This window comes from Bacillus sp. B4EP4a, from assembly GCF_006680105.1.
In the GTDB taxonomy this organism is placed as follows: domain Bacteria; phylum Bacillota; class Bacilli; order Bacillales; family DSM-1321; genus Peribacillus; species Peribacillus simplex_E.
The window spans coordinates 46,895-68,543 of the sequence record NZ_VHIK01000033.1; the positions used below are offsets into that span (position 1 = coordinate 46,895).

General features: G+C 42.5%; 18 protein-coding genes. 14 read left to right on the plus strand and 4 right to left on the minus strand.

Going from position 1 to position 21,649, the window contains the following annotated elements; genetic code table 11:
* Window positions 1-14 precede the first annotated feature (14 nt).
* The 7 genes from FNK51_RS17110 to pdxR all read left to right on the plus strand — a co-directional run bounded on the left by FNK51_RS17110 (window position 15) and on the right by pdxR (window position 11,855).
* Window positions 15-1,478 carry an aldehyde dehydrogenase family protein gene (locus tag FNK51_RS17110; protein ID WP_063235107.1) on the plus strand — a complete coding sequence of 488 codons (1,464 nt, stop codon included), beginning with the start codon at window positions 15-17 and terminating at the stop codon, window positions 1,476-1,478.
* A 53-nt stretch (window positions 1,479-1,531) separates the two neighbouring features.
* On the plus strand, window positions 1,532-3,847 hold the full coding sequence (locus tag FNK51_RS17115) for a copper amine oxidase (protein WP_181762284.1): 2,316 nt from the start codon (window positions 1,532-1,534) through the stop codon (window positions 3,845-3,847).
* A gap of 456 nt (window positions 3,848-4,303) precedes the next feature.
* Entirely contained in the window at window positions 4,304-4,588 is a 285-nt protein-coding gene (locus tag FNK51_RS17120; protein WP_141994089.1) for a heterocycloanthracin/sonorensin family bacteriocin, read from the plus strand.
* Between the two features lie 152 nt (window positions 4,589-4,740).
* Complete coding sequence (locus FNK51_RS17125) at window positions 4,741-6,690, plus strand: putative thiazole-containing bacteriocin maturation protein (protein WP_141994090.1); 1,950 nt, start codon at window positions 4,741-4,743, stop codon at window positions 6,688-6,690.
* The gene (locus tag FNK51_RS17130) at window positions 6,687-8,630 is read left to right on the plus strand and encodes a TOMM precursor leader peptide-binding protein (protein WP_141994091.1); all 1,944 of its coding nucleotides are present in this window, start codon (window positions 6,687-6,689) and stop codon (window positions 8,628-8,630) included. The genes FNK51_RS17125 and FNK51_RS17130 overlap by 4 nt, the downstream gene beginning before the upstream one ends.
* A 23-nt stretch (window positions 8,631-8,653) precedes the next feature.
* On the plus strand, window positions 8,654-10,219 hold the full coding sequence (locus tag FNK51_RS17135) for a SagB family peptide dehydrogenase (protein WP_141994092.1): 1,566 nt from the start codon (window positions 8,654-8,656) through the stop codon (window positions 10,217-10,219).
* A 205-nt stretch (window positions 10,220-10,424) separates the two neighbouring features.
* Window positions 10,425-11,855, plus strand: coding sequence for a MocR-like pyridoxine biosynthesis transcription factor PdxR (pdxR, locus tag FNK51_RS17140; RefSeq protein WP_141994093.1), 1,431 nt, complete (start codon window positions 10,425-10,427; stop codon window positions 11,853-11,855).
* A gap of 92 nt (window positions 11,856-11,947) precedes the next feature.
* Here pdxR and FNK51_RS26640 read toward each other — a convergent pair whose 3' ends face one another.
* Window positions 11,948-12,106, minus strand: a complete 159-nt coding sequence (locus tag FNK51_RS26640; RefSeq protein WP_181762285.1) for a hypothetical protein — start codon at window positions 12,104-12,106, stop codon at window positions 11,948-11,950.
* Window positions 12,107-12,788: 682 nt separating this feature from the next.
* On the opposite strand from FNK51_RS26640, the gene FNK51_RS17145 reads away from it, so the two are divergent.
* Together FNK51_RS17145 and FNK51_RS17150 are read left to right on the plus strand one after the other, a co-directional pair.
* Window positions 12,789-12,983 carry a M48 family metalloprotease gene (locus FNK51_RS17145; RefSeq protein ID WP_098373426.1) on the plus strand — a complete coding sequence of 65 codons (195 nt, stop codon included), beginning with the start codon at window positions 12,789-12,791 and terminating at the stop codon, window positions 12,981-12,983.
* 299 nt (window positions 12,984-13,282) lie between these two features.
* On the plus strand, window positions 13,283-13,726 hold the full coding sequence (locus FNK51_RS17150) for a YfmQ family protein (RefSeq protein WP_141994094.1): 444 nt from the start codon (window positions 13,283-13,285) through the stop codon (window positions 13,724-13,726).
* A gap of 142 nt (window positions 13,727-13,868) precedes the next feature.
* Here FNK51_RS17150 and FNK51_RS17155 read toward each other — a convergent pair whose 3' ends face one another.
* The 3 genes from FNK51_RS17155 to FNK51_RS17165 form a co-directional block, all read right to left on the minus strand.
* Complete coding sequence (locus FNK51_RS17155) at window positions 13,869-14,747, minus strand: MurR/RpiR family transcriptional regulator (protein WP_286178752.1); 879 nt, start codon at window positions 14,745-14,747, stop codon at window positions 13,869-13,871.
* A gap of 106 nt (window positions 14,748-14,853) precedes the next feature.
* Window positions 14,854-15,546 carry an N-acetylmannosamine-6-phosphate 2-epimerase gene (locus tag FNK51_RS17160; protein ID WP_098373428.1) on the minus strand — a complete coding sequence of 231 codons (693 nt, stop codon included), beginning with the start codon at window positions 15,544-15,546 and terminating at the stop codon, window positions 14,854-14,856.
* A 31-nt stretch (window positions 15,547-15,577) separates the two neighbouring features.
* Window positions 15,578-17,113: a maltose/glucose-specific PTS transporter subunit IIC gene (locus FNK51_RS17165; RefSeq protein ID WP_098373429.1), complete on the minus strand. Its 1,536-nt coding sequence runs from the start codon at window positions 17,111-17,113 to the stop codon at window positions 15,578-15,580.
* A 405-nt stretch (window positions 17,114-17,518) separates the two neighbouring features.
* Between FNK51_RS17165 and FNK51_RS17170 the strand changes: the two genes are divergently transcribed.
* From FNK51_RS17170 to FNK51_RS17190, 5 genes are all read left to right on the plus strand, one after another.
* Window positions 17,519-17,824: a DUF2294 domain-containing protein gene (locus FNK51_RS17170; RefSeq protein WP_081113038.1), complete on the plus strand. Its 306-nt coding sequence runs from the start codon at window positions 17,519-17,521 to the stop codon at window positions 17,822-17,824.
* Window positions 17,825-18,016: 192 nt separating this feature from the next.
* The gene (locus FNK51_RS17175) at window positions 18,017-19,054 is read left to right on the plus strand and encodes an ABC transporter substrate-binding protein (RefSeq protein ID WP_098373430.1); all 1,038 of its coding nucleotides are present in this window, start codon (window positions 18,017-18,019) and stop codon (window positions 19,052-19,054) included.
* A gap of 21 nt (window positions 19,055-19,075) precedes the next feature.
* Window positions 19,076-20,005, plus strand: coding sequence for a nucleoside hydrolase (locus tag FNK51_RS17180; RefSeq protein ID WP_141994095.1), 930 nt, complete (start codon window positions 19,076-19,078; stop codon window positions 20,003-20,005).
* A gap of 24 nt (window positions 20,006-20,029) precedes the next feature.
* Window positions 20,030-20,854: an ABC transporter permease gene (locus FNK51_RS17185; RefSeq protein WP_076372199.1), complete on the plus strand. Its 825-nt coding sequence runs from the start codon at window positions 20,030-20,032 to the stop codon at window positions 20,852-20,854.
* Between the two features lie 6 nt (window positions 20,855-20,860).
* Entirely contained in the window at window positions 20,861-21,649 is a 789-nt protein-coding gene (locus FNK51_RS17190; RefSeq protein WP_076372201.1) for an ABC transporter permease, read from the plus strand.

The following is a 21,649-nucleotide window of genomic DNA, read 5'->3' on the forward strand; positions in this document are numbered from 1 at the left end:
AAGAGGTGGAGAAAATGAAAAAATATCAACTATTTATCGATGGAAAATGGACAGATTCACTCTCAGGAGAAACATTTGAAACGATTAATCCTGGCACAGGAGAAGTTCATGCCCTTGTTTCACAAGGGGGCGAGGAAGATTTAAACCATGCAGTTAAAGCAGCTCGAAAAGCGTTCGAATCCGGACCATGGGCGACTATGTCTCCTAGTGACCGAGGTAGACTTCTGTATAAAGCAGCTCAGAAAATGTGGGAGAATTCAGACTTTTTAGCGGAAGTAGAATCAAAAGATAATGGTTTACCAATCAATGAAACCAAGCATATAGCGCTTCCTTCTACCATAGATGTACTGGAGTTCTATGCAGGACTTGCAAATAAGGTTCAGGGTGATACATTAGCATCACCTCACAATCGTTTCAACTACACACTAAAAGAACCATTAGGTGTAATTGGCGCCATTGTCCCTTGGAACTTTCCTTTAATGCTGACGATGTGGAAATTAGCTCCTGCTCTAGCGGCTGGAAATACAATTGTTATTAAGCCAGCAAAAGAAACATCAACAAGTATTTTAGAACTGGCTAAACTGTTCCAAGAAGTCGGTATTCCTGATGGGGTGATTAATATTGTACCCGGTCCAGGTTCAACCGTGGGATCTGGTTTAGCTTCCCATCCAGACGTCGATAAAATTGCTTTTACGGGGTCAACGGACACGGGTCGCTTAATTATGCAAGCAGCTACAAAAAACTTGAAACCAGTTTCGTTAGAACTGGGAGGGAAATCACCTAACATTGTATTTGACGATGCCACTCTTGAAGATGCAGTTAATGGAGCGATGTTTGGCATTTACTTTGCACAAGGTCAAGTTTGTGCTTCTGGTTCTCGTTTATTTGTCCAAGAAAGTATTTATGATAAATTTATGGATCTTTTTGCTAGTAAAGTACAATCAATACGGGTAGGAAATCCCCTTGAAGCGACAACACAAATGGGTCCACAAGTTTCCGCACAACAGTTAAAGACGATTGAAAAGTATGTAGCGGTTGGTCTTGAAGAAGGTGCGGAATTAGTGACAGGTGGCCAAAGAGGCAAGAAAAATGGATATTATTTCACACCTACCATCTTTGGAGATGTAACCAACGAAATGACAATTGCGCGTGAAGAGATATTTGGACCAGTTGTGTCGGTTATTCGCTTCAAAGATGAAGAGGATGCTCTACGACAAGCAAATGATACTATTTACGGTTTAGCTTCAGGGATATGGACCAATGACTTAAAAAGAGCTCATCGTATGGCGCGTGGTATCCAAGCAGGAACTGTCTATGTGAATACGTACAGTATGCTAGATAGTACAACTCCTTTTGGAGGAATGAAACAAAGTGGATTTGGTAGAGAATTAGGGGTACAAGCCATGGATATGTATACACACTCAAAGAGTGTATGGATTGATTTAGGTGAAAAAGGCTTAAATTGGTACGGTGGCTAAGACTAGTATTTAGCTAATGAAAGTTAAAAATAAATAATGAAAGGAAACATTCTATGAAAACAAAGCAAAGAACTTTCAAAGCAGCAATTATTGTAATGACTGCACTAACTTTCATATTCTCTCCTTATTCACTAATTCATAATAACAATGCTTCTGCTCATGGCAGTGAAGTGGAATTAATTAAGCTAGAAACAGCTTTAGAAGGTACTGGTGCAACTGTTAAATCTGATTTTTGGAGTTTTTTTACAAAAAAAATCACCATCGAAAAAGATGATACGGTCATAAAAATAATACCTGATTCTGATAAAGCGTATATTAATGGAAAAGCGATTACACTTGAATCAAACGTGATAGAAAAAGATGAGAAAATCTACGTAACTGATCATTTTGTGAATGAAGTTCTCCCTAACATCAAGCAAACAGCTAAAATAAAAGAAGCTTATCATCCTTTAGATCCTTTAACTCCTAAAGAAATTAAAGCGGTGGTTAATGTAATCAAAGAGGCAGGGAAATATAAAGATACTCTTCGTTTTACAGAAATTACACTGAAGCTTCCCGAAAAAAGGAAAGTGTGGGAGTGGGAGTACGATAAAGAGAAAAAAGACAACGCATTTACAAGAAAAGCAGAGTTCATTGCATTGAATGGCAAACAAGTTATTGAGGGTGAAGTGAATATATCATCAAAAAAACTAGTTTCATGGAATGAAATGGACGGCGTTCATGGCATGTTAATTCTGGATGATTTTGCTACTGTTCAAGGAGCCATTGAAGCAAGTGAAGACTATGCAAAAGCGCTAAAAAAGCGGGGTATAGATGACCCTAAAAAGGTCGTTGCGACCCCTTTGACAGTAGGTTATTTCGATGGTGAAGATAAATTGGAGCATGATAAGCGTCTATTGAAAATAGTATCTTATTTGGATACAGGGGATGGGAATTTTTGGGCGCATCCTATTGAAAATTTGGTCGCTGTTGTAGATCTTGAAAAGAAAGCAGTTATTAAAGTAGAAGATGAAGGTGTCATTCCAATACCGATGCAATTAAACGCATATGATGGTAGAGATTATGAGAAGAAATCCGATGTAAAACCGCTTAATATTACCGAGCCTGAAGGCAAGAACTATGAAATAAAAGGAAATACGATTAGCTGGCAAAACTGGGATTTCCACTTGCGATTGGATACTCGGGTAGGACCTGTGTTATCAACCGTTACTTATGATGACCATGGGAAAAAAAGAAAAATTATGTATGAAGGATCGCTGGGTGGGATGATAGTTCCTTACGGAGATCCTGACGTTGGCTGGTACTTCAAGTCCTATTTGGATGCTGGTGAATATGGAATGGGCACATTAACTGCACCGCTAGAACTTGGAGCTGACGTACCAGAAAACGCCGTGCTGCTAGATGCAACAATTGCAGATAACTCGGGCAATCCTTACGTTATTAAAAATGCCATTGCAGTATTTGAACAATATGCGGGGCCAGAATATAAACATGCCGACCTTGCGACATTTAAAGAAGAAAATCAAAGCCGTGAACGCCGTGAATTAGTGGTTCGCTGGGTTAGTACAATAGGAAACTATGATTATATCTTTGATTGGAAGTTATCACAAAATGGAATAATTAATATTGATGTAGGAGCATCCGGTATTGAAGCAGTAAAAGGTGTTAAATCAAAAACAATGCATGACAAAACTGCAAAAGAGGATACAAAATATGGTACTTTGCTTGATAATAATATTGTCGGAACCACTCACCAGCACATTTACAATTTCAGGCTTGACCTAGATGTTGATGGCGAAAGTAATTCCCTAATGGAAATTAATCCAAAGGTAGAAAAAAATCAAGAGGGCGGTCCACGCAAAAGTGTTATGGTAACAGAAGAAAAAACAGTAAAGACGGAGCAAGAATCGATTCAAAAATTTGATTCTTCCACTATTCGACTGTTCAGTAATCTTAATAAGGAGAATAAGGTAGGAAATCCTGTTTCCTATCAAATCATCCCTTTTGCAGGAGGCACTCACCCGATTGCCAAAGGAGCCTTATTTAGTGATGATGACTGGCTTTTTAAGCGAGTTAACTTTATGGACAAGCAGTTGTGGGTCACAAATTATGACCCGGATGAGCGATATCCGGAAGGTAAATATCCGAACCGCAGCAAAACAGATACAGGATTAGGACAATATTCGGCAGACAACGGTTCCATTGACAATACAGATAATGTGGTATGGATGACCACAGGTGCAACTCATATAGCACGAGCTGAAGAATGGCCAATGATGCCAACAGAATGGGTACACGCCATGTTAAAACCGTGGAATTTCTTTGATCGAACTCCAACATTAGATTTACCAAAAGAAAATTCAAAGTGATTAAATAAAGTCCTTGTATAAGTTAGTGCAAGGGCTTTATTTTGGTTCGAAGCGAGATTGAATTTCATACATTAATTGTTTGGAGTTGCATCGTAATTCATAGATGAAAAGGATATTGAGGTTCTATGTTTCTAACTAGCACCAGACCCCTTTTCGAGTTGATAAGCTAAGCTCCTATCCTTGGCTTGCCAACTTAGTTCCAGGTTCTTTCAGCTTTGTCTCGAAGTTTTTCATTTGTACTAAGCCGCATAATTAATATAGTGATTATCCTGTTTCCGTCTTGAACCGTTTTATGAAGATTCAATAAAAATAGGCTTTTGAATCAGTGGCATTACCCACTCCCCTGACATATTTTGTTGGAGGAAGTATTTGACGTGGTGTTAATTCCCTGACCATTTCGTTCAGATTTCCTGTTCTAAGCACTACCTTATAAATAATAAACGGAGGTTATATAAAATGTATGAATTTCAAAATCAATTACAAAACCTTAATGTCGATGATTTCCAGGTAAGCCAGCCAATTCTTTGGGATCAAAACCAGTTCCAGCAAGGGTATTCTGCTGACGATTCCCGACTCTTTGGTTTCGGTTTTGGTTGTTTTGGTTGCCTTGGTTGCTTTATTGGGGGCTGTGGGTTCGGTCGTTGTGGAGGTTGCGGAGGTTGCGGAGGTTGCGGTTTTCGTTGCGGAGGTTGTGGTCGCTGCGGAGGTTGCGGCGGTCGTTGCGGACGTTGCGGTCAATAAGGTTTCAGGTCTTATAAAGAAAAGTCCCTGCTTTGCTGCAGGGACTTTTCTTTATAGCATTAGACATAAGGGACAAATTGTCGTACATAGGATTAAAGTGAAGTGCTGTGCTAAAAGCAGTACTTAGAATGCATCGGGTTAGGAGGAGCGGAATGGTGAATTTGACCCCTTCTATGCGTTTGAAAGTGAAGAGAGATACGTTTTTTCTTCCGGAACCGAATAGAGGTGTGTATTTCAGGAATAACATAAGTTCGTTCCGTATGGAGGGCAGTTCGATCGTCCAGTGGATTGAAAAGCTATTACCGATGTTCAACGGGAACCATACATTAAGCGAGTTGACGGATGGATTGCCTGGCCCATACCGGAACAGGGTGATGGAAATTGCCGAGGTTTTGTACGGTAATGGGTTTGTACGGGATGTAAGTCAGGACAGTCCACATCAATTAAGGAATCAAGTACTTGAAAGGTATGCTTCACAAATCGAGTTCCTGGAAAGCTGCGGCGATTCCGGGGCGTACCGTTTTGAAACTTATCGAAAGAAAAAGGCGTTGGCTATAGGCTCTGGCCCATTGTTCCTTTCATTGGTGTCCTCGCTGATTGAATCCGGATTGCCCGCATTCCATATCTTCATTACGGACACGGTACCGACCAATAGAAAAAGATTGAAGGAAATCGTGGCGCATGCGCGTAAGACGGACGACGAGGTTTCCATAGGGGAGGTCGTGCTTGAAAAGGGAGAAGAGATTGAATGGCAGGAGATCGTGCAGCCTTTTGACTCAATTTTATATGTGTCACAAGAGGGTGATATAGAGGAGTTAAGAGAACTTCATTCGGTTTGCAGGCAAGGGAAAAAGATCCTGTTTCCTGCATTGATCATCAATCAAGTAGGCATGGCTGGTCCGCTTGTCCATCCGGATTCCAAGGGGGGTTGGGAGTCAGCTTGGCATCGTTTACATCAAGCTGAGCTGGAAAAGAATCAGGCACCATCTTCCTTTTCTGCCACGGCCGGAGCGATGTTGGCCAATATAATGGTATTCGAATGGTTTAAAGACGCTACAGGCGTTACGACAGCAGAACAATCCAATCATTTTTATCTGTTGGATATGGATACAATGGAGGGAAAATGGCATCCGTTCATTCCCCACCCGGGAGTGACGGGAAAAGGGACTGCTGCATGGATTGAAGATTTTGATCAGCGGCTTGAACAGAAAGCGGACCCGAGTGAGCCGGGGAAGGTGTTTATGTATTTCAGCCGGTTGACATCCTCGGAATCCGGGATCTTTCATCGTTGGGATGAGGGAGATTTAAAACAGCTGCCGTTGGCCCAATGCCGAGTTCAGGTTGTTGATCCGCTGTCGTCCGGTCCGGCCGGACTGCTGCCAGAAATTATCCGTTCAGATCTGACGCATGAGGAAGCGAGAACGGAATCCGGTCTTTCAGGAGTTGAAGCATATGTATCCCGAACACTCAGCCAGCTCATTCCGACTCTTACACCGCTTCAGGGGGCAGACGATATAAAGGAATCGGTCGGTGTCGGAGCAGGGGAAACATTTGCTGAATGTGTTTGCCGTGGACTGCAAAGCTGTTTGGATAAAGAGTTTGACAATAAGCGGTTCAACCAGGAGAAACTCGTGTCGGTGCAGTTGGCTCAAGTGGAAGATGAACGCTGCAGGTATTATCTACAAGCGCTGACCCGGCTGCAAGGAGAGCCGATCATCGCGTTGGGTGAGGAAGTGTCCGGTTTCCCGGTAGTTTGGGCAGGAACGAGCGACGGCTGGTCCGGAGCTGTCGGTTTGAATGTAACGATCGCATTACGGAATGCCTTGCAGAAGGCCGTCATGAAAGTCCAAAACCAGACCGTTTGCTTAACAGCCCCAGGTATAGTGGCATCGCCTGTTCTTGAGGAAGAAAAGATGCCCCTGAATCTTGTGATTCCTTCTTGCGAGGTGAAAGGGAATTCCGAACTAGTACAGTCGGCCATTCAAGTTTTGAAGAAGAACAGTAAGCGAATTTGTGTTTTCGAATTAAATCTGGAACCTTTCTTGAAGGAAGAAATGGCAGGAGTGTTTGGGGTGTTTTTGCGAGAGGAGGAATCAGGGTGAAAACTGACGTATTGGTTGTCGGGGAAGGAGTGTTGGCCGACCATGTTCATGGGGACCTGTCCGGCCAATATCAGGTGAATCGCCAAACCGATTTTGAGGCAGGAATACCGCAAACGACGGCTATGGTCCTTCTGCTGCAAGATGCCTGGAATCCAGCTGTCCATTTAAAGGCGGAAGAGGTGATAAGGCAAGCGGGCATTCCATGGCTGCGGGGGTTCGTATCATTTGGAGAGGGAGTGATAGGTCCGTTGGTGCGCCCGGATGTACCTGGCTGCTCACAGTGTGCGGACCAAAGGCATCTCATGGCCGGGCGTGATCGAAAAGAAATGTGGGAAATCCGCAAACAGCTGGAGGAAAATGGGGGGATAGATCGTGATGCGGCTGCATCACGCACAGGCCTTTTACAGATGGCCCACTTGATTTGTGCAGAGGTAAGGAAGGCGATGAAAGGAGAATGCGCCCGTTCGGAAGGGCGTGTATCAATCATCAACTTGAAAACGCTGAATGGCTCGTGGCACTCATTTTTACCAGATCCATTGTGTCCGGTTTGCTCAACATTACCTGATGACTCGAAGGAGCGTGCTAGGATTTCGTTGCAGCCAAGTCCGAAAATCAGTCCCGACAGTTACCGTACCCGTTCAATGGAAGAGCTGAATGAAGTTCTGGCCAAGGATTACTTGGACCATCGCACAGGTTTCTTGAATAATAAAATGATAGACCTTGTGCCGCCATTTGCCGATGTAAGTGTTAATTTGCCTTTATTCATAGGAGATGAGGGGGCGGCAGGCCGTACTCTCTCATATGCGGTCAGTGAGATGACTGCCATATTGGAGGGATTGGAAAGGTATTGCGGTATGGAGCCCCGCGGTAAACGGACAGTCATGCATGACAGTTACAACAACCTTAAAGATTTTGCGCTCGATCCGATCAGGATAGGGGTACACTCGAAGGAAAATTATGCACAGCGGGATTTCCCGTTTCAACCGTTTAATCCTGACCGCTCGATAGATTGGGTGTGGGGCCACTCATTTTTGCAAGAGCGGCCGATCTTGGTCCCGGAATTGCTTTCCTATTACAGCTTGGGCTGCGGTCATGGGTTTGTCTATGAAACTTCCAATGGCTGTGCTTTAGGGGGAAGTTTGGAGGAGGCCATTTTCTACGGCATCATGGAAGTGGTCGAACGTGATTCGTTTCTTCTGACCTGGTATGCGCAGCTGCCCCTCACACGCCTTGACCCATATTCTGCAAATGACAAAGAACTTGAGCTGATGATTGACAGGGCGAGGGCGGCAGGGGGGTATGATATCCATTTGTTTAATTCGACCATGGAACATGGTATCCCGAGCGTATGGGCGTTGGCGAAAAACAGGAAACAAAAAGGATTGAATATCATATGTGCGGCAGGGGCCCATCTGGACCCGATCCGGGCCGTGAAAAGCGCGGTCTTCGAATTGGCTGGCATGATGCTGACACTTGACGATAAATTGGAAGAGAATCAGGATGAGGTTGAGAAAATGCTGCATGATTCTTCACTGGTACGGAAAATGGATGATCATGGCATGCTGTACGGTTTACCGCAAGCCGAAGAGCGACTGCAGTTTCTGCTGGATGATGACCGCCCAATGCGAACATTCGCTGAAGAATACGGGGAAAAGGTGAACCATCCGGACTTGACGGAAGATTTGCAGGAAATTCTTCAGGAGTTTCGCCGATTGCAACTCGAGGTGATTGTGGTGGATCAGACGACACCGGAAATTGCACGGAATGGATTACATTGCGTGAAAGTGCTGATACCAGGGATGCTGCCGATGACATTCGGCCATCATCTTACCCGCATAACGGGGCTTGAGAGAATACTGAGGGTTCCGATGGAACTTGGATATGCTAAACGGCCGCTTGAATTCGAACAGCTCAATCCGCATCCGCATCCTTTTCCATAAGCGGTGATTTAGGAGGTTGGAGGATGAGTCTAGAGGCATTTTTGCACAATTTGCATTTTGATATCGAAAAGGCAAGTCCGCCGGATTGGGAAGTGGATTGGGATGATGCACCGCTGACGTATAAGCTTTACCGTGACTTGCCTGTTTTTCCGCTATCACTGGAGGTGCCACTGACGCTAGAGGGGTGCGGCGGGTCTACAAAACAGGACCTCAAAGGAATCGGTCATTTCCTCTGGTATGCATATGGCCTGACCCAAGTCAGTCAGGTACCGAGTTCCTCGGAATCTGAGGAACTCATGCAGTCATTCCGGCGTTTTCCGCCATCAGGGGGAGCTTTGTATCCAAGCGAATTGTACGTGTACTTGAAGATGGAGGGATTACCTGATGGTGTATACCATTATGATGCGGCACACCACCGGCTGGTTTTGCTGCGGGAAGGGAATTTTGATTCATATATAACAAAAGCTTTGGGTGAAAACTTTGATATGTCCGCATGCTTTGGCACGGTTTTTGTATCGACGATGTTTTGGAAAAACTTCTACAAATATAATAACTTTTCATACCGTCTGCAAGGTCTGGATGCAGGCGTGCTTCTTGGACAGTTGCTCGAAGTGGCGAAACGGTTTGGAATCGCCGCTGGGGTGTGCTTCCAATTCCTTGATCGGGCCATCAATCATTTGCTCGGGCTTTCGGAAGAGGAAGAGAGCACGTATGCGGTGATCCCCTTATCGGCAGAACCTTCTTTTAGATTTAGAGAAGAAAGGAGTATGGACCGGCCTGCCACTTCAACGGAATTATTGCCGGAATTGACGGATATTCAGCCTGAACACTATGTTCGGTCGCAAAGAATCAGGGAATATCCGATGCTGACTAAAATGAATGCAGCATCCATGATCGAATCCACCCAATCATTCCGGCGGATCAATCCGAAGAATGGGGCGAAATCCGAAGGACATATTGTAGCCCTTCCTATCGTGAAGCGGCTGTCCTATGACTTGGCATCAGTTTGCCGGAAGCGGTTTTCACCTGAAATGGACTTCGCACTCGGGAAAGTCAGTCAATGGCAGCTGGCTGCTCTCCTGCAGGAGGCAACCGCTTCGTTCTCCTATCGAAATGACTTGGATGGAAAAAACGAGAACAACGAAAATCGCGTTTCAATATATGCATGTTTGTATAATGTGGAAGACATTCAAGATGGTGCATACCATTACGACAGCACGACACATTCATTACAACAGATACAATCAGGAGATCAGCGGCTCCGATTGCAATACGGAATGTCCCTCGATATCATGAATTTTCAGCAAGTGCCGATTTGCATACATGTAGTTGGCGAGCGGGACCATTCCAAAACGCAACTTGGATATAGAGGATACCGCATCCAGCAAATGGAGGCTGGGATGCTCGTTCAGAAATTACTGCTAGCTTCGTCAGCCCTCGGAATGAACGGGCACCCGCTGCTCGGCTTTGATGTGAATATGTGTGATGAACTTTACAGGATAGGCGGTCCGAGGAAAACGAGCCTGATACAAATCCCGATCGGATACTATCGGAATCGCCCTTGGCTGAAGGGGAGTCTGCATAGTTGAAAAGATGAAACGAAAGCCTCCATTTCATTTAAGGAAATGGAGGCTTTCGTTTTTATTTTGCAGTACAGCTTTTATCCTAAAAGTGCAATAATCTCGGCTGAAGATTATACTGGAATAAAAGGTTTTACTGCTTTTGGGAATGAATAGGTATATAAAGTTAATAATTTAGTACGCTTTTAACTAAACATTTTAAAGGATGTAGCTTATGGAATGGAAAACTGACAGAAAATCCAAGAAGCCTTTATATAAACAAATAGCGGCTTACATCGAGAGTGGCATTGCTGATGGAACATTTTTATTGGATAAGCCGCTACCGTCCGAACGCTTCTTGGCAAGTGAACTGGGAGTTAACAGAAGCACAGTTGTTGCGGCTTATGATGAATTGGAAGCAAATGGACTGGTTGAACGAATCAAAGGTAGCGGCACGATGATCAGCAAGGATATTTGGGGAATTACACGAAAACGTATACCTAGTTGGAATAGATATATCGAAGCGGGTTCTTTTTTGCCCAATATGCCAGTAACCCAAAGAATACGTAAAGAGACGGAAGGGCATAACCTTATTAACTTAGCTAGCGGGGAGCTTTCTGAAGACTTATTTCCAGTCCAATCCTTACGTGAAATCATTTCTAATAGGTCCTTCATTGGTAGTTTGGGTTATGATCACCCTCAAGGCAATGCGGTTTTAAGGGAAACGATAACCAATCATGTTAAACAGTATAGGAGAATTGATACGCATCCATCTTCCATCCTCATTACTTCTGGTGCACAGCAAGCCCTACATCTGGTAGTCCAATGCTTGTTAAAGCCAGGAGATGCCGTTGTTTTGGAAGATCCATCATATAGTTACAACCTTCCCATATTTCAATCAGCGGGGCTAAGAATTTTTCCTTTACCAGTTGATAAAGATGGCATCAACCCGGAGGATTTACTGGAACTCCATAAAAAACATCGGATCAGGATGATTTTTTTGAACCCTGTATTTCAAAATCCTACAGGGACTGTCCTTCATATCAACCGTCGTAAAAGGATTCTGGAACTTTCATCCGAATATGGAATACCGGTCATAGAAGACGATCCTTATAGTTTAACTTCCTTTGCCGGTGAAGAAATTTCCACTCTTAAATCGATGGACAACAACGGAAACGTTTTATATATAAGCTCTTTGTCAAAAATTGTTGCTTCCGGATTAAGAATTGGGTGGATTATAGGACCGAAACCCGTTATAGAGAGACTATCTGATGCCAAGCAGCAGGTTGACTTCGGCCATGGCTCATTCACTCAATGGATAGCAAATGATTTTTTGGATTCAGAGTATTTTCCTGCCCATATTGCCTACTTAAGGGGGCAACTGGAAAAAAGAAGGGATGCAATAGTTTCGAGTCTTCACGAATTCCTGCATAAAGAAGTTGAGTATTTTTCACCAAATGGTGGAATTCATTTGTGGTGTAAGCTGAAGGTGCCATTGAACGAAATAAAGTTACTTGAGGAATCCATCAAAAGGGGAGTCATATACGTTCCCGGTTCAACATTAGGTACAAATAAGGAATATGTACGCTTTACTTTTGCAAGGGAAAATGAGGATTCCATTCACGAAGGCATCAAAAGGTTTGCAGAGGCTGTAAAAAGTTTATAATGATATTCTTTCATATTCACGAGAGAGAATCATGATGATTCCATGATTCCAGACTGTAGACAAACTTGTTCGGTTTGCCTGCAGTTTTTTAATTAAAAGGTTCCGGTGATTTCAGAAATCCACTCCCTTTCCGCACACTGTCTGCCAAGCCTCCTCGGCGTAAGCGCCTGTGGTGTCTCGGCTAGCCAGTAATTCGGCAGGAGTGTCGCAAATTTCTTCAATCCAATAAGTTCGTTACAGGAAAAAAACATGAAGGATAACCTAGTCTTAAACATGGTTCAGAATGAGACCGGCCTGCAGTTGGTTCCTTTAAAAAACGTTCCAGTTGATTGGAACGTAAGGTACGAGACTCCTGCTTAGAAAAGCGCGTCAAAGGGAGACCCCGCAGGCGAGCGCCAAGGAGGCTCCCGGACCGCCCGCGGAAAGCGAGTGCTTGGAGTGGAAATCCACATCTAAATTGTAACCATACCCTAGGAGTTGAAGGTGTTGTTTTGGGTCAGTTGTTTCAGGAACATCATTTAAGTTACGTTTTCCGACCCACTTTTGTCTACTAACTGGAATCATGACAAATTCATGATTCTTTTTTTGTCTTTTTCGAGTAAGCAAGTTAGGTCAGGAGTTGCCACAAGACGTGGTATCTTAGCCATTCCTTCAGAGAAGCTGTGCACCTTTCTATGTAATTAACGGAAGAATTCAGCAAGTGGATGGTGTAAATTTCACTTGATTGGATGGTCCTAAAATTGGTTGTTCTTTTATTATAGAGAAGTAGGGTTTTCTAATATAATTACGAAGTGCGATCTACCTGGCCTATTTAATTTTGACCTGCCAATTAGGAACGATTTTTTATGTAGTTACACTACGATATACGATGAGAATCGGAATAATTTGAAATGGTTCAAGGAAATAGATAATAATATGGGGAGGCGTTGAATCATGACGATAAGCGTAATATTAGTAGTAGCCATTAGTTTAGTTGCCCTGGTTGGCACCCTTTCGTTAGCGGGGAAGAGTGATAGTGATTATTCTGCGGCAACGAGAGGGAATTTGTTGAACCTTAGTTATATTTATATTGGTCTTGCCCTAATATTAACTGTGGGCATCATTTACTTCGTAATAAAATTAGCCTAAGATATCACGTGAATGATTATTATAATAGCATATCAAAATGCATAGAAATATAGGCTTAATTGTATAAAACTCATGCTTTGTACGAGTGATTTACAAGATATACTCTATTTGTAGGAAATTGTGAATTTGTTCACATATGTGGCGGAAATGTGAACGAAAAGAATCTGATTGATACGTGAAAAAATCACCATTGTAAGCTGAGTGAACAATAAGCACGTTAATAGAACGGTCATTTCAAAGCAAACTGACCGCCTCTTTCAATTAAACATTAAATTATAACGTAGCGGAGATGATGAAATATGACAGTGCCTGTATTGATTTTGACAATTATCTTAAGTTTACTTAAATTATTAGTTACCTGCCTTCCAACCGATGCAGTGAATTGGATTCTGAGTAAATTTAAAATACATTCAGAAATTAGTGGCGCGAATGCAATCGTAACCTATGATGGAAATCGTTTGGAAGGTGAAGACAAAATTCAAGTAATTAATTATTTTAACGAAGCTAAGTTTTTGAAAAAAATTCATATATTCCCAGGGAACGAGCAATTGTTTTTACATCCAGAGAACAGTGGGATTCCAATAATGATTGATACTAAAAGAGGAAAAAACGATGTTCGATTATTTGTGTACATTTACAACGACCATGTGGATGTAGTCAAACAGTACAAGAATAAAGTAGTTGCGTATAGTCTTCTTTCCGAAAGCCTCCAAGAACGTTCCATGCCAGTAATAGGGATTTAGTTTAAAAGGAACATAAAAATAGACGTCTTTTAAAGTAAACTGCACCCCAATTGTTAGTAACATCCAAACAATTGGAGATGCAGTTTTTTATATGATTCGTGTATGGGTAAGTAATGTACTTTTTTAACGGATCGTCCGAAAGTCAGTCATTTTCGGTCAATACCTTCAAAGTCTTTTCCCTGATGCTTATCCTGTTTTTATAATCTTTAGCAACCAACTCTGTATATATTAAATCAAAAAGTAATAGCAGCGGAAGCAATGGAGAGATGTTTTGCCCCATATGCATGCTGTTCTTGCTCGTGACCAATAGCGATATATCACCAAGCTGTGAGAGCTCGGAATTCTTATCTCCAGTAAAGATCAAGATGCGTGAGCCTTGCTTCTTTGCGATTTTAACTGCAGAAATCACTTCTTTCGTTGTTCCGGAAATGGAAATGCCGATGACAACACTATTCTCGTTACTTAAAGCTGCATCCATCATTGACTGGTGGGGATCTGTAATAGCTTCAACAGTTAAGCCGATACGGAAAAACTTTGACTTGAACTCCTGGGCCGCTATACCTGAACTCCCTATTCCATAAACATGAATCTTAGTTGCCTGTGTAAGGTAAGATACAGCTTTTTGGATATCGTCATATGTGGTTATATGAAAGGTATTATCAATGATACCTAAGTGATCTTGATACAGTTTAGCGAAATAATCCACCTGCTTGATATTCTTCATATTTTTCGGTGTATTTCGGAGATCCACGAACCGTTTTAACTCATGCCTGAACTCATTGAACCCGGAAAAGGCTAGTTTCTGGCAAAAACGCGTAATGGTTGCAGGTGAAATATGAAGCTTTTTAGCTATTTGACTAATGGTTAACTGACTTACTTCTTCAGGGCGCTGCAGAATGTAATTGGCCAATTCTTCTTCTGTTTTGGTGAATTTGTCCATGCTGCACTCAATGCCATATATGAGGTTTTCTGCGAGATATTCCATTTGATCACCCATTTCAAATTTCTTATATGTATTCATAGTTTAATGTATCCATTAGGGACGTCAATAACCTGAGGAACCATGAATCGTAAAAAAGACCCAAACTGTTGCCAGTCTGGGTCTTTTCATTACTATGTGCAACGTTCTATTCTTGGATAGCATCCACGAATCTTTTAGTGATTTGCTGCGGCCTGGTAATGGCACCGCCAACTACTACTGCATGGACATTCATATCCAATACAGAGCGGGCGATTTCCGGTGTTATGACATTTCCTTCCGCGATCACTTTCGCTTTTTTCACTGCTTTCACTATCTCTTTGAGCACTGCATAGTCATCCTGATATATTTTCTGGCCGAACGTTTCGTCCGTATAGCCGTATAAAGTGGGCGCTACAATATCGAATCCTAAATCGTCAGCGAATATGGCTTCCTCAATGGTGGATACATCCGCCATTAGTAAAACATCGGGATATTTTGCTCTTATTTCACCATAAAACTGCTTTAACGTTTTACCGTCCGGTCTTACCCGGGATGTAGCATCCGTCGCAATGATTTCCGCTTTGGTTTCCATCAATGCATCAATTTCGGCCATGGTGGGAGTGATATAGACATCGTTTTGTCCATACACCTGTTTAATGATCCCTATGACTGGAAGGTCCACATTTTTCTTGATCTCCATTATGTCAGCTACAGAGTTTGCGCGAATGCACTTCGCACCGCCTTCTTTGGCAGCAATGGCCATGCGTCCCATAATAAAAGAGCTGTGCAGCGGCTCATTCTCCAATGCTTGACATGATACAATTAAGCTTTTGTGAATTTTATCCAGCACCTGTTGCATGTTTAACACGTCCTTATCGTTATCTATGTTCTCAATGACCCAAGTATTCTTCCACTTCATTTTTGATGATCGTCACTTGGGGACCGTAAACTATTTGAATGCCATTTCCTTTTTTAACGACGCCTTTTGAACCGGTTTGTTTAATGACGTCCTCTTTCACCAATGATTCATCCTTTACCGTGACACGCAGACGGGTTGCACAGCAATCGACTATATCGATATTTTCCTGTCCGCCTAAACCATTGACGATGGTCTGGGTTCTCTCTGATGCGGTTACTTGTGTAACGGCGGCCTGTTCATCATCTTCACGGCCGACCACTTTCAAATTCTTCTTCCTGATCAAGAATTTAAAAGTGAAGTAGTATAGGAAAAACCATGGAATACCGACGAGGAGTACATAAATCCAGTTTGTTTTACTGATACCCTGGAGTATCCCGAATAAAGTAAAATCAATAAATCCTCCAGAAAAGGTTTGACCGATCGTTATATTGAATATATCTGCCATCATGAAGGCAAGTCCGTCAAACAAGGCATGAAAAACATAAAGGATCGGGGCGACAAATAAGAAACTGAATTCAAGCGGTTCGGTGATGCCTGTTAAGAAAGAGGTCAAGGCAGCTGAAAGAAGCAAGCCGGCCACGACTTTCTTATTTTTAGGTTTAGCGCAGTGATAAATGGCCAGTGCAGCGCCGGGTAAACCAAACATCATCGTGATGAACCGTCCGGACATGAACCGGGAAACACCCTCATAGTACTTGACGGTAGTCGGGTCGGCCAATTGCGCAAAGAAGATATTCTGGGTCCCGCTGACAATCTGCCCTTTAATCTCCATCGTTCCGCCTAAAGCTGTTTGCCAGAAGGGAAGGTAGAAAATGTGGTGCAACCCTAACGGCCCGAGCATTCGTAATATGAATCCGTAAAAGAAAGTCCCGATCGTACCTGTGCTCGTTACCAGCGCACCTAATTGGTTTATGAAAAGTTGGAAATAAGGCCATACGATAAAAAGCACGGCTCCAACCAAGATGGACGCGAAGGAAACGATGATCGGAATGAAACGGGAACCACCGAAAAACCCTAAAACTTGCGGAAGCTGAATTTTATTATATTTATTGTGCAAAAGTGCGGCAACGATACCTACTACGATACCGCCAAACACACCGGTCTCCAGTGTTTGGATCCCGACCGCCATTCCCTGTCCGGCACCTGCCAAATTCTCTTTGGCAAGTTCCCCGTTTATTTGAAGCAGTGCATTTATTGAACTGTTCATGACGAAGTAGCCGATCATGGCTGCCAGTGCAGCGGTCCCTTTATCCGAACGTGCCAGTCCTACTGCAACACCTACGGCAAAAATGACCGGCAAGTTGCCGAATACGATGCTTCCTGCAGAACTCATGATCGTGAAAATGGCCTGCAGCCAAGCAAAGTCTAAAAAGGGATAGGCCTCAACTGTATTTGGATTGGAAAGAGCACCGCCAATTCCCAGCAATAAACCGGCCGCTGGCAAAACGGCAATCGGGAGCATAAAAGATTTACCGAACTGTTGCGCTTTCTCAAAAGCTTTCTTCATAATAATTCCTCCCTCATTTAACGAGCCTTTGATACTCTCTATTTTTAATCGCTCTATACTAACTATATTAAATCCAGATGATAGCGCTTTCAATGCGATGCAAGGTTATATCAATTGTTTTCAATCCTGCGCTTATTTCTCTGAAAAAGTTTTCATTAATTGAAGTGCTGGATTGGATATAAAGTTATATAAATATATTGAAATCCCCATATGCTTATTTTTATAATTCGTGTATTGGTCAGTAAATGTAATATTTAATTAAAAAAAACATTTTTTTTGTGTGAAATCCGAATATTATCTTGTGCAATTAAAAAAAAGTATATATAATTACCTCAAACGATAGTTTGGCAGGTGATAGTCATCTTACCGATAAACTCTAACGAAACGAAGAAATTGCTTTCTCATATGTATAATGAGGTATCGAAGGAATTGTTCGGCTTTGGTACGACGCTGCTGAAGGTTACTGTTGAGCAGAATGTGATTACATTCCAGGCCAAACATCGACGTGCCCCGCGCTCTGAAGCTTTAGAAGGGGAAGTTCCCAGCCTGAAGCAGGAGGTTGACTTCCATATGTCCCTGCTTTATAAAAAGAAATTGAAACAAAAGCTGGAAACGCAAACAAATTGGGATATTGAAGCTGTCCTGAGGGATTATGACTCAGCGACGCAGCTGGCATTCACCAATATTGTATTGAAGGAAAAAATTATATAATCATATAAATGGATTTCCCTTCGGATTTATCTGAAGGGAACGCCACTAGAGAGCCAAATGATAAGTTTTATCTTTGTTTACAAAGAAAAGACAATCTTGGGTAGAATTTCAATTCTATTTAAGATTGTCTTTTTTTACATTTATATCAGTAAAAAGGAAATTTTAAACAATATAAAATTGGAGGTTTGAATGATGAAAAAAATATTGATGATGTTATCGCTTTTCACATTAGTTTTAGCTGCATGCTCTTCAAAAGAGGATGGAAAGGAAAAACCAGCCAAATTAGTCGTTTCCACTTGGGGATTCGCCGATGATTTCTTCCGTCCGGAAGTCTATGAGCCATTTGAAAAGGAGCACAATGTCGAGATTGTCGTTGATTCAGGAAATAATGCAGATCGATTGAACAAAGTACGCCAAGCGAATAGCGATGTGGATGTTATTTATTTATCTGATTACTATGCACAGCAGGGCATCGATGAAGGGTTATTTGAGAAAATTGACGATAGCAAAATTCCGAATATTGATAATATATACGACAAAGCAAAAGCGCCGAATGGCGATGACTTTGGACCAGCCTATACGATTGCACAATTTGGCATTGCCTATAATCCTGATGAAGTGAGTAAACCGATCACCTCTTGGAAAGATCTTTGGAGCAAGGATTTGGCAGGGAAGATCACAATCCCATCCATCACTTCAACAACTGGACCGATGTTTTTGGATGCCGCTTCAAAAGTTAGCGGAAGTGAAGAGTTCAATGAAGATAAAGCCTTCGATCAAATGAAAAAGATCATGCCGAATGCGGTTAAGGAATATGGACAAACATCAGAGTTCGTCAACATGTTCTCGCAAGGGGAAATCGCTGCAGGCCCGATCATGGAAATGTATTTTGGTGATTTACAGGAAGCCGTTCCTAATGCTAAGTTCATTTCCCCTGAAGAAGGCGGCTACGCAGTGATGAATACGGTGAATATTGTTAAAGCCAGCGATCAAAAAGAATTAGCCGGCGAATTCATGAATTACATCTTAAGCAAGGAAGTTCAGGAAAAATCAGCGAAAGCGAAAGTGGATTCTCCTGTCAATACGGAAGTCAAGCTCTCTGAAACGGAAGCGAAAGGCTTAACCTATGGAGATGACGTCATTAACAGTCTGCGTGTATTGGACATGAAGTTTGTAAATGAAGACTCTAAACAATGGATTGATCGTTGGAACCGTGAACTTACACACTAAGAAAGAAACGAGGTGTGCTTGATGAAGAGAAAAATGATTCTTGATGTGGATACGGGAATAGATGATGCGATCGGGATCATTCTTGCTGTTAAAAGCCGTCAATTCGACATATTGGCGGTAACAACGGTGAACGGGAATGTATCGCTTGATACGGCCACATTGAATACATGCAAAATATTGGATTTATTGAGTGAACAGGACATTTCAGTCATAAAGGGGGCCGATAGCCCAATTATCAGGAGCCCCTATTTTGAACACCGGATCCATGGCGAAGACGGGATTGGCGGAGCCTTGAAGGATGTGCCAGTCAAAAAGCAGCCTGATGATGGATTTGCTTCTGATTTCATCATCAATTCCATTTTGAATTTTCCTGGTGAAGTGACGCTTGTCATGACGGGACCTCTTACGAATTTGGCCTTAGCGGTGAAAAAATGTCCGCAAATCACCAAGCTCGTTAAAGAAGTCATTTTCATGGGCGGAGTTGTTCAAGGGGTTGGCAATGTCACGCCAACCTCCGAATATAACACTTATGTCGATCCTGAAGCAGCCAAAATCGTTTTACAGGCGGGATTCACATCCATCACGCAAGTTGGTCTTGATGTCACGAGAAAGGTTTTATTGGGTGAAGAGCATATCCAATTGATTCAAAACGATGCAATTGCTGACTATATAAGGGAAAGTACATCAGATTATCGGAAAAGGTATTTTGAACGTAACGGTATATGGGCCTGTGCGATGCATGATCCATTGGCTGTTGCCATTGCTTTGCAAGAAGATCTTGTCACCAGAGAAGAATATTATGTGGATGTTGAAACAAAGAGTGAGCTTTGTGACGGACAGATGGTTTGCGACTTTCAAAATAGGCTGATGAAGCCGCCAAATGCGCATGTTTGTCTGGATGTCGATGCGGAAGCGTTTTTCGACCTGTTTATTCGCATAATCAATTCATAAATAATACGAACAGGGGGTTCCGAGGTGAAAAAACGCTATCTATACCTGTTGCTGTTTCCAGGCGTTCTATTTTTAACGATTTTCATGATCATTCCGATCCTAATGACGATTGGCACGACATTTTTTAATGAAAACGGCGGCTTTTCCATACAAGGATATCTCGATTTTTTCCAAGATCGATACTTTATTGAAATTCTGCTGACGACACTTAGGGTGAGTCTGTTCACGACAATCATTTGCATTCTATTAGGATTTCCAGCAGCTTATTATATTTCAAAACTGAAACAACGAAAAAAAGCCATCATGCTTTTGCTGACGATCTTCCCGCTATTGACAAGTCCTGTGGTCCGCTCATTCAGCTGGATGGTGATTATCGGTAAAAACGGTGTGGTGAATAAATTGCTCATGGGCATGGGCTTGATTGAAAAGCCGCTTGATATTTTATACACGCCTACGGCCATCATCATCGGATTGGTCCATTTATTCCTGCCATTGATCATCGTAACGCTGGTGGGTGTGATGGAGAACATCGAGACTGACTTATTAAAAGCGGCGGAGAGCCTTGGAGCATCAAGGTTGGCAGTATTCTCGAAAGTGGTCATCCCGCTTTCGGTTCCAGGTTTGGTCATTGGCAGCATCCTTGTTTTTGTAGGGAGCTTCACTGCCTATACAACGCCTGCTTTATTAGGCGGGAAACAGCGGGTCATTTCGACATTTCTTTATCAAAACGCGATTACATTGAACGAATGGCAAGTGGCATCGATTGTCGCTACCATAATGATTGCGGTGACCGTCCTTATCATATCGATCATGAATGGTTTGGCAAAAAAATTAAATCCAAAGGGGTAGAGGTGTATGCAGGAAAAAAATCGAGGATTGGCCCTGTTTACTCTCCTGGTGTTCCTTTTTTTACTAGGGCCTTTGCTTATCATATCCGTTACGTCATTTGAAGGCGGAAATATTTTGAAGTTCCCGCCAGAAGAGTTTTCTTTAAGATGGTATGAAAATATTTTTAATGTGGAAATGTTTTTGGTCGCTTTTAAAACGTCCATCCTTGTTTCACTGGCAGGAAACCTTTTGGCACTGTTACTGGGAGTGCCGGCTGCCTATGCATTAAGCCGATTCGATTTCAAAGGGAAAAGCGTGATTAATGCATTTTTCGTTTCTCCCATATTAATACCGGGAATTGTGCTTGGCTTTGCGTTTTTACGTTATATTGTGGGGACTTATCAGCTTCCGATTTATGCGGCCCTGTTTGTGGGACATACTGTTATCATGCTGCCGTTCATCATCCGCGTGATCTCTTCAAGCTTATCAAACTTTGACTTTTCCATTGAAGAAGCGGCGGAGAGTCTCGGAGCCAGTAAATTGGGCACATTCTTTACAGTCGTCCTTCCGAATATAAAATCAGGAATTCTTGCGGCAGTCATGATCGCCTTCTTGGAATCCTTCAATAATGTAGACATTTCAGTTTATATGACAGGCCCTGGGGTAAGTACGTTTCCGATTCAGATGCTGACGTATGTGGAGAATTATTTCGATCCTACCATTTCGGCCATTTCCGTATTACTCATGTTCATAACGGCTTTCTTCATGTTTATAGTAGAACGGCTCATGGGATTGTCTTATTTCACAAAACGATAA